Here is a 13,290-nt window from a genome sequence, read left to right as displayed (position 1 = left end):
CATGCGGTTTTCGTCCGACCGTGGCGTCATGACGACGCGAAGGCGTTGCGCTTCGCGAAAGCTGCGCCACAAGCGTGGGACAAGAGCAAGGGTCGCAAAAAAAGTGTATCGTCCATTCGTTATGGCGCGCGGGCGCAGCGTCACGGTGCCGCTTGCCGCATTGGTGGCGGTGGCGCTGATCCTCTGGTTCATGCTCACCGCGATCGCGACTCCGTTCGATCATGACGAAAGCCAATATGTGGCGGGCGCCTATTTCAGCAGCCGTCTGCTGATCTTCCGCGATTTCCTCTATCTTCAGCCGCCTGTGCACAGTTGGACCTATGCGCCGCTGGCTTGGCTGTTCCCCGACCATATGGTGGTGGCGATGCGGCTGGCGACGGCGACGACGGCGCTATGCGCGCTGGTGACGCTCTGGGTGGCGCAGCGGATCGCGGGTGTGTCGCGCGACAGCGCCGCCATCGCCACCCTGCTGATCGCGGCCACGGCGGCGTTCCAATTCACCGGCGCGGTCGTGCGCAACGACATGCTGCCGACCCTGCTGTCGTCCATGGCTCTGCTGGTAAGCCTGCTCGCGCTACGCCATTGCACGCCGCGCTATTGGTTCGCGGCCGGGACATTGTTCGGTCTTGCCATCGCGACCAAGCTGAACTTCGCGCCGCTGGGCCTGATGACTGGCCTGTTCGTGATCAGCGCCGGGGGACGCTGCGGCCTGCGCGCCGCCTGCTGGCTGGCGGCGGGCGCGGCGTTGGGCATGGCGCCTATGCTGTTGGCCTGGATGATCGCGCCCAGCGCCTTCTTCTACGGCGTGCTGACCTTCGGCGCGACCGCGCCCCACGCCTGGTATGCCGCCAACGGCGCCTTCGATGAGTTGGAAACGATCGAAAAGCTGACCGACCTTCTCAAATATCTGTGGAAAGGACCAGCGCTGATCGCCCTGCTGCTGCTGACGGCCAACTGGATCGTCACGCGCGACCGGGTCCGTTCACCGGGCAGGCGGCTCGCTATATGGATGACGCTGGGCGCGCTGATCGGCGCGGCGTTGCCGACGCCGTCGCAGGTTCAATATGTGATGCCGCTGCTCCCCCCGCTTGCGCTGGCGCTGGGCTATCTGCTGGATGATGCGCGCAGCTGGACCTTCGGACCACGCCAGGCGCTGCTCGGCCTGCTATCCCTGTCCGCCATACCCGGCATGCTGGCGGCCACGCGCCACGTCACCGCGATGATGCGCAACGGCTCCCCAGTGCTGGAGGCGGACGCCGCTGCGCGCTGGGCTGGTGACACCGTGCGCGCCGCCGGACAGGGCGCCAGCGTCGCGACCCTGTCCCCGCATATGATCCTGGATAGCGGATTGACCCTCGACCCGCGCTTCGCCGCCGGTCCCTTCGCCTATCGCACCGGCTGGACCATGGGTCCGGTCCTGGCGCATCAGGTCCACGCCATGATCCCCGCGACGCTTAACGATATGGACCGTAATCCGCCCGCCGCAATCCTGACCGGCTATGAAGGCGGCACCCGCAAACTGCCGATGCGCCCCGACGACAGCCTGATCGCCTATGCCAAGGCGCGGGGTTATCGCATGGTCATGATGCCTGATGGCGTAGGGCGGCTATATCTGCGCGCTATGCGGCATATCGTCGCGCGCGCCGATTGACCCCTGCTCGATTTTGCCGCATTTCGCGCGCCATGACCCAGCGCTCACCCCTCGCCCCCGCTTCATTCCCGAACCTGCCCTCCATTGACGGCGTGACGCTACGCACCGCCCGCGCCGGATACAAGGCATGGACGCGCTGCGACCTCACTTATGTCGAATTGGACGCGGGCACCGCCGTCGCAGGCGTCACGACCCAGAGCAAATGCCCCTCCCCCGAAGTCGAATGGTGCCGCGACGCCATTCCGCTCGGGTCGGCGCGCGCGCTGGTCGTCAATGCGGGCAACGCCAATGCCTTCACCGGCTATCGCGGCCGCGCGGCGGTGGAGGCGATCGCGGCCAAGGTCGCCAATCACCTGTCCTGCCTGCCCTCCGACATCCTTGTGTCCTCCACCGGCGTGATCGGGGTGCCGTTGCCGATCGACAAGGCCGAAGCAGGTCTGGAAGCGGCCTTCACCGCCACGCCTTGCGGTTGGGAAGAGGCGGCGACCACGATTGGCACCACCGACACCTTCGCCAAGGGCGCGCATGTCTCCGCGATGATCGGCGATCAGCGCGTCGAACTGGTCGGCATCATCAAGGGATCGGGCATGATCGCGCCGGACATGGCGACGATGCTGGGCTATATCTTCACCGACGCAGCGATCGACCCGGCGCTGTTGCAACAGATGCTCTCGGCGGCCAACAAGCGGACTTTCTCCTGCATCACGGTCGATAGCGACACGTCGACCAGCGACACGGTATTGGCCTTCGCCACCGGCAAGGCGGGCAATGCGCCGCTTGGGTCCATGGACGACGCCGGAGCGGATGCCTTCCACGCTGCGCTGAGCGACCTGTGTCGCCAGCTTGCCCATCTGGTGGTGCGCGACGGCGAAGGCGCGACCAAGTTCATCGATATCAGCGTCGAGGGCGCGGAAAGCGACGCCAGCGCGCACCGCATCGCGCTCTCCATCGCCAACTCCCCGCTCGTGAAGACCGCCATCGCGGGCGAAGACGCCAATTGGGGCCGCATCGTCATGGCGGTGGGCAAGGCGGGCGAACCGGCCGATCGCGACACGCTGTCGATCCGCTTCGGCGCGACGCAGGTGGCGACCGGGGGTCTTGCGGTCGAAGGCTATGACGAAGCGCCCGTCGCCGCGCATCTTAAAGGACAGGATATCCTGATCGGCGTCGATCTGGGCCTGGGCGAAGGCCGGGCGCAGGTGTGGACCTGCGACCTCACCCATGGCTATATCTCGATCAACGCGGATTATCGCAGCTGATGCTGGAGTTGCATGATCCCGTCGTCGCGTTGATGCGGGCCGTGGGCCGCGACATCGTCATGCCGCGCTACCAGAATTTGGCGAGCGACGAGATCAGCGAGAAGGCGGCGAACGACTTCGTTACCATCGCCGACAAGGAAAGCGAAATCCGCCTGGCGCAAGGGCTGGCTGCGATCCTGCCCGAAGCGGGCATCATCGGTGAGGAAGCCTGCGCCGCCGACCCCGCCATTCTTGATCGCGCGGGCGATGGCCTCAACTGGATCATCGACCCGATCGACGGCACCGGCAATTTCGCAGCGGGTCAGGCGCCCTTCGGCATCATCATCGCGCTGGCCGATGGCGGCACGACGCTGGCGGGATGGATACTCGACCCGCTGACCGGGCGCCTGTGCCATGCGATGCTGGGCGGCGGCAGCCATATCGATGGCGAACGGGTACAGGCGCGCGAAAGCGGTGGCGACGTGCCGATCGCTGCGCTGGCGACCTTTTTCATGTCGGCGAACGAGCGCGAAGATATGGAGCGTCGGGCGCAGGCCAGTTTCACGCTGGTGGACATTCCCCGCTGCGCCGCCGAACAATATCCCCGCCTGGTTCTGGGGCAGAATGACGTGTCGGTCTTCGCGCGGACGCTGCCCTGGGATCATGCAGCGGGCACTTTGTTCGTCAATGAAGCGGGCGGTTGCTGCCAGCGGACGGACGGTACGCCCTATGTCGTGGGGGATCTGCGGCGTGGGCTGATGGGCGCGTCTTCGCGCCGGTTGTGGGACAAGGCGGCAGCGACGCTCCTTGCATAAGGGAATGCCATGCTGACGATCTGGGGCCGGCTCAACTCGCATAATGTGAAGAAGGTCGCCTGGTTCGCCGACGAAATCGGCCTGCCCTATGTCCGCCACGACGTCGGCGGTCCCTTCGGCATGGACGCGCGCTATCTGGCGATGAACCCCAATGCGCTGATCCCCACGATCGAGGATGGCGACGTGACGCTGTGGGAATCCAACGCAATTCTGCGCTATCTGGCGGCGCGCTACGCACCGGCGCTGTGGCCGGTCGATCCGGTGGAACGGGCGCAGGGCGACAAGTGGATGGACTGGCAGTTCAGCTTTGCCGATGCGCAGCGGGACGCCTTCCTGCAACTGGTGCGCCGCAAGCCCGAACAGCGAGTTGGACAGTTGCTGGCGCAATCCGCAGCAGCGTCCGGCGCGGCCATGCTGATCCTCGACCGGGCGCTGGCGGCGCAACCTTGGCTTTCAGGTGTCGCATTCGGTGTCGCGGATGTGCCGATGGGCGTCTATGCCCACAGCTTCTTCACGCTCGACATGGAGCGGCCCGACGTGCCGCATGTCCGCGCCTGGTACGACCGGTTGCGGGATCGTCCGGCCTATGCCCAGTCGGTAATGATCCCGCTGACGTAGATGTGTTCCCGCGCAGGCGGGACTGAGTTCCCGCATGCGCGGGAACACATTTTTCGGTTCATCAGCCCGCGTCAGAGAACGCTTTCGATCCAGCCCTTGAGCGCGCTCTTGGGCGCGGCGCCGACCTTGGTTGCGGCGGCTTCGCCATTTTTGAACAGGATCATCGTCGGGATGCCGCGCACGCCATATTGACCCGGCGCGTCGGGATTTTCGTCGATGTTGATCTTGGCGATCGTGACCTTGTCGGCCAATTCCTCGGAGATTTCCTCCAGAGCCGGGCCGATCATCTTGCACGGACCGCACCATTCGGCCCAGAAATCGACAAGGACGGGCTTGTCCGAATTGATGACGTCGTCCTGGAAGCTGAGGTCGGTAACTGCCTTGGTGGCCATGGGATATCTCCTTTATTTGAACTGCTATCTAGGATGCGGGGGCATCAGGCTCAACGGGCCAGAGCGGCAAATTCTCCTGCGTAGGGACATAGTCCGGCTTTTGCGCTGCGAGCGGCGCGGGCCCGGGCTTGTGGGCCGCCAGCACCGACGGCGGCAGGATGATGAGGCGCGGCGCGCTGGTGTAGAGCAACCCCGCCTCGATCTTGCGATCCGGGAAGATCACGCCCAGCGCGGCGACATAGGCCGCCATCTGCCGGATATGCGCGGTCGGCACGTCCTCGACCGTCAGCGGCGCGATCCGCCCGGTCTTGAAATCCACCAGTTGGACGCGATCTGGACCGATGCGCAGCCGGTCCACCGTGCCCGCGATCACGGCCTCGCCCACTACGGCGGCGATCGGCGCTTCGGCCAGGGCGTCGGGACCGAACAGGCCTGCAAAGTCCGGCGCTTCGATGACCTTGATCGCTTGGTCGATGATGTCATGCCGCTGGGCGCTATCGTCCACGCCCTGCTGCGCCAGCCAGCGATCCGCCGCATCCCGCCGCCGGTCGGCGGGGAGGTTGGGCAGCCGCTCGAACAGCGCATGGAGCCAGCGGCCCCGCTCCGCCGCGGCGCGCATCGCCTGGGTCGGGGGCGGATAGGGCACGTCGTCCTCGACCTGCGCGGACGGCGCCAAAGGCCGGGGTGGACGCAATTCGGCGGGCGCAGGCTGGCGCAGCCAAGCCGGTTCGGCGACCGTGACCTCGGCGGTGGCGCTTTCAGGCTCCATCGCCTTGGGCGGCAATATCTCGGTCCCATGCCAGCGCCGGGTCGCACCCCAGAGCGGATCGGCCTCCCATTCTGCGCCAAGCGAGATCATCGCGCCCTCGACCGCTGCATACCAGCTTTCGGGCTTCACCTCGCCCTTGGCTCTTGGCCCCAGCGATCCGGCGACGATCAGTTTTTCCTCTGCACGGGTCAGCGCGACATAAAGCAGCCGCCAATGCTCCTCCCGCTCCACCCGCGCCGCGGCTTCCGCCACATCGCCGATCGGCCCCTGCCGTTCCGCCTTACGCGGGGCCAGGATGGGCAGCCCGTTCCAGATCAGCGAATCCGTGCGATTGCCGGCATCCGGGTCCATGCACGCGTCAGCCAGGATGACGATCGGCGCCTGCAAGCCCTTCGCGCCATGAACGGTCAGCAGGCGCAGCATGTCGCCCTGCCCCGCCGCGTCGCGCACGATCTCTACTTCGCCCCGGTCGAACCAGTCGATGAACCGCTGGAGCGAGGGATGATCGTCGCTTTCGAACGCCAGTGCGGCGTTCAGCAACTCCTCGATCGGGTCGGCCGCTTCCGTCCCCAATCGCTCCACCAGCCGCCGCCGCCCATCCATCGGCCCCGACAATATCGCCTCCAGATAGCGATAGGGGGTGACGAGGTCCGCCACCGACAGCAGGTCGCGCAAAGGCTGCAACAGGCTGTCGGGCAGCGTCCGGTTCAAATGCCGCCACAAGCCGGTCTTCCGACCGATCAGGCGTATCATGAGTTCGTCCTGGGTCCAACCGATCAGCGGCGATACCAGCAGGGAGGCTAGGTTGAGTTCGTCCTCCGGCTGCACCGCAAAGCGCAACGCGGCTAGCAGATCGCGCACCGCCAGCGGCGCGTTGAGCCGCAGCCGGTCGATCCCGGCCACCGCCACCTTCTCTTCATATAGGCGCGCGACGATCAGCCGGGCGAGTTCGCTGCGACGGCGCACCAAGATCATGATGTCGCCCGCGCGCACCGGTCGTCCCCGGCTTTCGAGCATCAGTCCATCGTCGATCCACTGCCGGATCTGCCGCGCGATCTTGCCCGCCAGCACCCGTTCCTGGTCGGCCGCCCAATCCTCTTCGCCCTCCGCATCCTCCGACAGGCCAGCGATGACAGGCTTCCATAGCTGCACGTCGCCCGGATGGCGGTTGGCGCTGATGTGCCGCACCTCGCCGGGGTCCATACCCAGCCGTTCGGCACGCAGCGTCGCGATCGTGCGGTCCACGACGTCCAGCACCGCCGGGGTCGATCGGAAACTCTGGTCGAGCGACAGGTTGAAGAAATCATGCCCCGCCTGGCCCGCATCGCGCTCGAACAAGATTTGCGCAGCGGCGAAATTCTGCGGGCTGGTGCCTTGGAAGCCGAAGATCGCCTGCTTGAAATCACCCACGGTGAAGATGGTGCGGACCTTCTGCCGCTCCTCCCATTCAACCGTGAAGAACTCCTCCGCCAGCGTGCGGACGATGCGCCATTGCGCGGCGTTGGTGTCCTGCGCTTCGTCGACCAATATATGGTCGATTCGCTGGTCCAGCTTATAGCGTATCCATTCCGCAATCCCCGGCTGCTCCAGCAGCGCCGCGGTGCGCGCGATCAGATCATCGAAATCGACTGCCCCCGCCAACCGCTTGGCCTGAGCATAATCGCGCGCATAGGCCCGCCCGGCATGGAGCGCCTGACCCAACAGCGCGGCATAATCGGCGCGCAGCTTCATCGCGATCAGCCCGCTGCACCGGTCGTACAATCGCGCCGCCATCTCGATATAGCCGTCCGTCGGCGGCACCCATCCCTTGGCGTCGATCAGGTCGCCGTCCGCCTTGGCCCAGGCGCGATGCAGATCGGTCAGGCTCGTCGCCCGCCCCGCCGGGTCCAGCGCGCGCCAGGCCGCGATGCGGTCGCACCGCTCCAGCCCGCGCCCCTTGCCCCATTCCACATTGGCGCGCACGATCCCGTCCAGCGTCCGCATGTCGAACAAAGCGTCGGAACATTGGTCGGCCAGCCATAGATCGATATCGCCATCGGGCAGGCCCAGTTCGCTCGCCAGCCACGGCCCGATCGCGTTGGGCAACGCGTCCAGCGCATCGCCGCGCGCCGCGCAGCGCAACAGAAACTGCTCCGCCCCACCTTCGCCCAGCCGCAGGCTCATCGCCTGCAACGCGCCGATCAATGTCGCGTCGCCCAGATCATGCGCGCGCACGACCATGTCGGCCAGCGTCTGCCGCGCCAGGCTGGACTGTTCGCGCTGGTCGAGCGGCCGGAATCCCGGGGTCAGATCCGCTTCCAGCGGAAAAGCCGTCAGCAATTGCTGGCAGAAACCATGGATGGTCTGAATCCGCAGCCCGCCGCCGGTCGATTCCAGCACTTCGGCAAACAGCCGCCGGGCATAGTCGCGCTCTTCCGGCCCGGACGCTTCGCCCAGCGCCTCCAGATCGTTGAACAGATCGCGCTCGTCCATCTGCACCCAGGCGGCAAGCCGGTCGTGGATGCGATCGGCCATCTCCGCCGCGCCCGCCTTGGTAAAGGTCAGGCACAGGATATTTTCCGGCCGCACGCCCTGTAGCAACAGGCGGAACACGCGCGCCGTCAGCACATGGGTCTTGCCCGTCCCGGCCGACGCCGACAGCCACACATGCGCATCGGGCGCCGCCGCCCGCGCCTGATCGCCCAGCAGGCGTTGGAGGGCGCGCGCCTTAACCATCGTCGCGGCCATACCATTCCTCCAGCCGCATCAACTGGTCATAATCGCCATAATTGGCGACCTCGGGATTGATCTCTGCCCGGAATGGCGTCGTGCCGAGCAGGAAGTCATTGGCGACGCCTTCGAAATGCTCATGCGCATGCGCGGTGAAGGCATCGGTGACGATCTTGTCGCGCTTGCCCATCGGATCGACCGGGCGCTCGCGATAGCCGAACTGGTCGCCCTTCTTGGCGAGCGACCAATATTCGAAATCCCCCGCCCGGGGATGGGGAGCAAGCCCTTCGAACCCGCCCATCTCGGCGATGATGCCCAGCAGCCCCAATTGCAGTGCAAAGCCTGCCTTCACCTGCCGCGCGCTGGGCGGTTTGCCGGTCTTGTAATCGATGATGCCGATGCGCCCATCGGCCAGCCGGTCGATGCGGTCAGCCTTGCCCATCAACGTGACCCCGGCGATATCGGCCCGCCCTTCCTGCTCGACGGCCAGGATGGTGCGGCCTTCCGCTTTGTCCTTGGCCACTTCCGTCGCGATCCAGCGGATCGCTTCGATCAGGCGCGGTTGCCAGAGCGCCTTGAGCAACGGATGGACTTCGGGCCGGTCGAACATGGCGCGGGCGCGCTGTTCCAGGTCCACCGGATCGAGCACGCCCGCCTCCGCCCATTGTTGCAGCACGTCATGCACCGCCGTGCCGCGCCACGCCGGGCCAGCATCGGCGTCCACCGGGTCGAGCCGCGACAGCCGCAGCACGCGGCGCGCGTAAAAGGCGTAGGGATCGGCCTTCAACCGGTCGACATCGGTCACGGGGATCACCGTCGGCCGGACCGACACCGGCGGCGCGGGCGCGGGGCGACCGAGGGGGTGATGGCTCGCAGGCCGGTCGATCGCCTGCGCCAATCCGCCGTAGCGCTCGGCCGACTTCCATTGCGGTCCGGCCATCGCCTTGAGCCGCAGCCAGAAGCGCGACGCCACCGCCGGTCCCCCGCTGCCCCGCCGCGCGCGGGTGATAAGGACGTGCGGGGCGCCCAATGCGCTGGCGAAATCATGGGCGGCAAGGCCAATGCGCGTCTCCAGCCCCGGCAGTCCCAGTTCGCGGCGGATGCGCGGCGCCAGCCACGGGTCGGGCGACGGCAGGCCGGGCCATGTGCCTTCGTTCAGCCCGCCCAGGATCATCAGGTCGGCTTGCGTCAGTTGCGCTTCGATCAGGCCCAAAATTTGTATGCGCGGATGCCCGCCCTGCGGCAGTCGCACCGACACGCCGCCCAGCATATGGTCGAGCAATACCGGCAACGCACGCGGATCGGCCTGACGCGGTCCTTCCGGCGCGGCGGCTTCCATCTCGGCGAACAGGTCGGCCGCGGCATGACCCTGATGCCCAGCCCAGACCGCATCGCCCGACAGCGCACCGGCCTGCTCACGCAGTGCTGCCAGTTGCCCGTCCAGATCGGTGGCGGATGCAAAGGCGCTTTCCAATGGCTCCAGCAACGCGCGTGCCTGCGGCCACCATTCGCGCACCTGCTCGCGCAGCACCCGTTGCCGATCGTCGGCGCGGGGATGCATCAGCAAATCGATACCGACCAGCCCCGTCTGCGGCCGCGGCCCGCGCAGCAACAGGTCGAGCGCGCGCACGCCCTCCAGCCAGGGCAGTCGCGCGTCGCCGCGCATCACCAGCGGATGCTTGAGCAGGGTCAGCAACGGCACCGGCGCGAACCGCTCCGCCACCGCCTGCGCCATGGCGATCAGCAGCGTGCCGGGCGGCAGGCGCGACAAAGGCTGCCCCGCCGAATCGTCGGCCTCTATGCCCCAGCGGCGCAGATGCGCGGACACCCGGGTCGCCAACTGGCGATCGGGCGTCACCAGCGCGGCGGTGCGTTCGGGCGTTTCCAGCGCCTCGCGCAGCGCGATGGCGATGGCCTGCGCCTCCTCGCCCGGCGTCGCCACCTCCAGCGCCTCGACCCCGGCCAGCGATCGGTCGGCGGTCTTGAGGTCGCGCCAGCGGCTCGTCAGCTTGGGCGGCAGCATCGCGTTGGAGATATTGCGCCCACGCACCGCCCGCGCATCATGTTCACTGCCCCAGCGCCATTGCGCGACATCGTCGCGCGTCGCGCTCATGCCGTCGAGCAGGCGCTTCAACGCATATTGCGGGTGGCTTTCATGCCCGGCAGGTGCGCGACCGGTGACCGGATCGGGATCGAACGGGCCGATCGCATCCCATGCCGGATCGTCCATATTCTGGTCCAGACCGGCAAACACCACCATGCCACCGGGCATCGCGCCGATCCGGCGCAGCAGCGCCGCGACGGCGGGGGCGGTGGTCGAAATACCCGCCGCCACCACGAAACCGCGGGGCGGATGATCGGTCCAGCGCGCCGCCAGCCGATCGAACAGCCGGTTGCGCCTATCGGCCAGGTCGATGCAGCCGATCCGCGCCAGTTCGCCCGGCCAGCGCCCGATCAATATCTCGAACAATTGCAGCGACGTCTGCCAGTGTCGGGACAGTTCGTCCGACAGCGTCAGCTCGCGTAGTGCGGTCAGCGGAACCCGCTCCATCTGCATCTGGTCCAGCACCGCGCCCAGCGCCTGCCCCAGCAGCAGCGCTTGGCCCGCATCGATGTCGGGCTTGGCGTCCTGCACCATGCGCGCCAGGATCATCTGACGGCGCATCGGCGTCACGGCGGCCGGGATCGGGTCCGCCTCGCCCAGCGGATCGAGCGCGCCACCGACCTGTTCGCCAAGGTCAGGATCGCCGATCGCCACCAGCCGCGGCAGCAGCAGTCCGCCGCCCGATTGCCGGACGAAGGCGTCGCTCACCGCCCGGATCGCGCGATTATTGGGCAGCAGCACCATGCCCTGCGCCAGCGCCATCTGATCCCCGCGATGCTGCGCCAGCAGGCCCGCGACCAGCGCGTCGGCAAAGGCGCGATGCGCGGGAATGGTAAACAGCGCCGGGCGGCCCCTGTCACCCATGGGTCAGCATGGCTTCCACGACCGGGATGGCCTGCGGCGTGCCGACGTCGAACCACAATCCCTGATGCGACACACCATAAAGCCGCCCGGCATCTATCGCGCGGTTCCAGAAGACATTAGTGGAAAAGACGTCGCCCGGCGGATCGACCAACAGCGTCGGCGACATTATCTGCACGCCGGTAAAGACGAAGGGCGCCACATGCGCCGTCTTGCGGCGACTGAGCCGTCCGTTCGCATCCATGTGGAAATCGCCCGGCCCGCTATGGCAGGTCGCCCGCGCCAGCGGCACCAGCAGCAACAGCGCATCCATCCGTTCGGAATCCCAGACACGCTGCATCATGCCCAGCGTCTCCTGCGGCCCGTCGATCCACAGATTGTCGCTATTGGCGCAGAAGAAAGGCGCGTCGCCCAGCAACGGATTGGCCTTGATCAAGCCACCGCCGGTTTCCAGCAACTGGGCGCGTTCGTCCGATACGGTGAAATCCATCCCGCATTTGCGCGCCTTCAAATGCGCTTCCACCGTGTCCGCCAGATAATGGACGTTGACCACGACCTTGCGGATGCCGCCTGCCTCCAGCCGGTCGAGCGCATGGTCCATCAGCGGCTTGCCCGCCACCTTCACCAAAGGCTTGGGCCGGGTGGCGGTGAGCGGACGCATGCGCTTGCCCAGGCCTGCGGCCATCAGCATGGCGGTGTCGATCATGCGGATGCGAACGCCTCCAGCGCGTTGTGCCGCTTGTCGGCGGGGATGTTGGCGGCGAACCAATCCGCGACCGGCGCGAGCGCCGGATGGGCCAGGTCACGCTCCAGCAGCCCCCACATACGCGGCAGATAGGACAGATAGCGCGGCTTGCCGTCCCGCTTCCACAGGCGGGTGAAGATGCCGATGATCTTCGCATTGCGCTGCGCGCCCAGCACCGCATAGGCGGCATCGAAATCGGCGGGTGGGGACGCTACGGCTTTGTAGTGGGCCAGCATCGCCGCCTCCACCGCGACAGGCACGTCGCGTCGTGCGTCCTGCAACAGCGACACCAGATCATAGGCCGGGTGCCCCGCCAATGCGTCCTGAAAGTCGAGCAGGCCCAGCCCATGGGAAGCCGTACCATCGATCAGCATGATATTTTCGGCATGATAGTCGCGCAGCACCGTCACCGTCGGGCTGGCGGACTGCTCCACCAGTGGCAGCACCGCGTCCCAGGCGCGCACATAGGCGTCGCCATCGACATCCAGCCCGATGGCGGGGCAATACCATTCGGTCAGCAACCCGACTTCCCGCTGGTAAACGGCACGGTCATAGGGCGGCACATCGGCGGCAGGCAGGCGATGCAGGTCGGCCAACAGGTCGATCGCGCGCGCATAAACCGCCAACTCCGCGTCGGGATCGGCGTCCATATGCTCCTTGACCCGCAGGTCACCGAAATCCTCGATCAAGACCAGCCCCTGATCCAGGTCGCGCGCCAATATCTGCGGCGCGGCGAAGCCGTCTGCCAGCAGATGTTCGGCAATAGCGATGAACGGGCGCGGGTCTTCATGCGGCGGCGGCGCATCCATCAACACGGCGCGGCGACCGCCGTCGATCACGCGGAAATAGCGGCGGAAGGATGCGTCACCGGCGAGCGGGACGATGGCGGCGTCGCTCCATCCCGCGTCGGCGAGGAAGGCGGGCGCGGCGGCGGGCGGGATCATATCTGTGACCATCGCTCCGTCCAAGCGTCCGGCACGGCTGCTGTCAAGCGCCGCGCGTCATCCGCCTCCATCTCGATGGTCAGTCGCAGCGCATGCGGCCATAGAGCATCGCCCAGTCGATCGGGCCATTCGATGATCAGCAGGCTGTCCATCAGATAGTCGCCCAGCGCCAGTTCCTCGGCCTCCGCCGCATCGTCCAGCCGGTAGAGATCGACATGCGCGACCGGCAGTCGCACCTCCGGCACGTCATAGGGCTGGACGATGGCGAAGCTGGGACTGGGCGCTTCACCTTCCAGCCCCAAGGCTTCCAACAGGCCGCGCGCCAGCGTCGTCTTGCCCGCGCCCAAACCGCCTTCCAGCGCGATGACGTCGCCGATCCGGGCATGGACAGCGATCCGCCGCCCCAACTCCAGCATCGCAGCTTCCCCGCCGATCTGCATGGAT

The 13,290-nt window shown here is 66.9% G+C and carries 10 protein-coding genes; 4 read left to right on the top strand and 6 right to left on the bottom strand.

Going from position 1 to position 13,290, the window contains the following annotated elements; genetic code table 11:
* Positions 1–103: 103 nt before the first annotated feature.
* From U5A89_RS11095 to U5A89_RS11080, 4 genes are read left to right on the top strand one after another with little or no spacing between them, the layout of a single operon-like run.
* On the top strand, positions 104–1,651 hold the full coding sequence (locus U5A89_RS11095; protein WP_338161190.1) for an ArnT family glycosyltransferase: 1,548 nt from the start codon (positions 104–106) through the stop codon (positions 1,649–1,651).
* Between the two features lie 32 nt (positions 1,652–1,683).
* Positions 1,684–2,910: a bifunctional glutamate N-acetyltransferase/amino-acid acetyltransferase ArgJ gene (gene argJ / locus U5A89_RS11090; RefSeq protein ID WP_338161189.1), complete on the top strand. Its 1,227-nt coding sequence runs from the start codon at positions 1,684–1,686 to the stop codon at positions 2,908–2,910.
* Positions 2,907–3,704 (top strand): inositol monophosphatase family protein, encoded by a 798-nt coding sequence (locus U5A89_RS11085; RefSeq protein WP_338163016.1) that lies wholly within the window; start codon positions 2,907–2,909, stop codon positions 3,702–3,704. The genes argJ and U5A89_RS11085 overlap by 4 nt, the downstream gene beginning before the upstream one ends.
* A gap of 9 nt (positions 3,705–3,713) precedes the next feature.
* Positions 3,714–4,322 carry a glutathione S-transferase family protein gene (locus U5A89_RS11080; protein ID WP_338161188.1) on the top strand — a complete coding sequence of 203 codons (609 nt, stop codon included), beginning with the start codon at positions 3,714–3,716 and terminating at the stop codon, positions 4,320–4,322.
* 71 nt (positions 4,323–4,393) lie between these two features.
* On the opposite strand, the gene trxA is transcribed toward U5A89_RS11080, so the two are convergent.
* The 6 genes from trxA to tsaE are packed head-to-tail and all read right to left on the bottom strand — an operon-like array spanning position 4,394 to position 13,286.
* Positions 4,394–4,714: a thioredoxin TrxA gene (trxA, locus tag U5A89_RS11075; RefSeq protein ID WP_066602036.1), complete on the bottom strand. Its 321-nt coding sequence runs from the start codon at positions 4,712–4,714 to the stop codon at positions 4,394–4,396.
* Between the two features lie 28 nt (positions 4,715–4,742).
* A complete protein-coding gene (gene addA / locus U5A89_RS11070) occupies positions 4,743–8,210 on the bottom strand; it encodes a double-strand break repair helicase AddA (RefSeq protein WP_338161187.1) in 3,468 nt (1,155 codons plus the stop codon).
* A complete protein-coding gene (addB, locus tag U5A89_RS11065; RefSeq protein ID WP_338161186.1) occupies positions 8,191–11,160 on the bottom strand; it encodes a double-strand break repair protein AddB in 2,970 nt (989 codons plus the stop codon). The genes addA and addB overlap by 20 nt, the downstream gene beginning before the upstream one ends.
* Positions 11,153–11,863: a nucleotidyltransferase family protein gene (locus U5A89_RS11060; RefSeq protein ID WP_338161185.1), complete on the bottom strand. Its 711-nt coding sequence runs from the start codon at positions 11,861–11,863 to the stop codon at positions 11,153–11,155. The genes addB and U5A89_RS11060 overlap by 8 nt, the downstream gene beginning before the upstream one ends.
* Positions 11,860–12,846, bottom strand: coding sequence for an aminoglycoside phosphotransferase family protein (locus U5A89_RS11055; RefSeq protein ID WP_338163015.1), 987 nt, complete (start codon positions 12,844–12,846; stop codon positions 11,860–11,862). The genes U5A89_RS11060 and U5A89_RS11055 overlap by 4 nt, the downstream gene beginning before the upstream one ends.
* A complete protein-coding gene (tsaE, locus tag U5A89_RS11050) occupies positions 12,843–13,286 on the bottom strand; it encodes a tRNA (adenosine(37)-N6)-threonylcarbamoyltransferase complex ATPase subunit type 1 TsaE (RefSeq protein WP_445190695.1) in 444 nt (147 codons plus the stop codon). Before tsaE ends, U5A89_RS11055 begins: the two co-directional genes overlap by 4 nt.
* Positions 13,287–13,290: the final 4 nt, after the last annotated feature.

Origin of the sequence: Sphingobium sp. HWE2-09 (assembly GCF_035989265.1) — a bacterium.
In the GTDB taxonomy this organism is placed as follows: Bacteria; Pseudomonadota; Alphaproteobacteria; order Sphingomonadales; family Sphingomonadaceae; genus Sphingobium.
This window is presented reverse-complemented; position numbering and strand designations above follow the sequence as displayed.

Coding starts and splice junctions, on each gene's coding strand:
- argJ (WP_338161189.1), top strand. CDS start 1,684: ATGACCCAGCGCTCACCCCTCGCCCCCGCTTCATTCCCGAACCTGCCC.
- U5A89_RS11080 (WP_338161188.1), top strand. CDS start 3,714: ATGCTGACGATCTGGGGCCGGCTCAACTCGCATAATGTGAAGAAGGTC.
- trxA (WP_066602036.1), bottom strand. CDS start 4,714: ATGGCCACCAAGGCAGTTACCGACCTCAGCTTCCAGGACGACGTCATC.
- addA (WP_338161187.1), bottom strand. CDS start 8,210: ATGGCCGCGACGATGGTTAAGGCGCGCGCCCTCCAACGCCTGCTGGGC.
- addB (WP_338161186.1), bottom strand. CDS start 11,160: ATGGGTGACAGGGGCCGCCCGGCGCTGTTTACCATTCCCGCGCATCGC.
- U5A89_RS11060 (WP_338161185.1), bottom strand. CDS start 11,863: ATGATCGACACCGCCATGCTGATGGCCGCAGGCCTGGGCAAGCGCATG.
- U5A89_RS11055 (WP_338163015.1), bottom strand. CDS start 12,846: ATGATCCCGCCCGCCGCCGCGCCCGCCTTCCTCGCCGACGCGGGATGG.
- tsaE (WP_445190695.1), bottom strand. CDS start 13,286: ATGCAGATCGGCGGGGAAGCTGCGATGCTGGAGTTGGGGCGGCGGATC.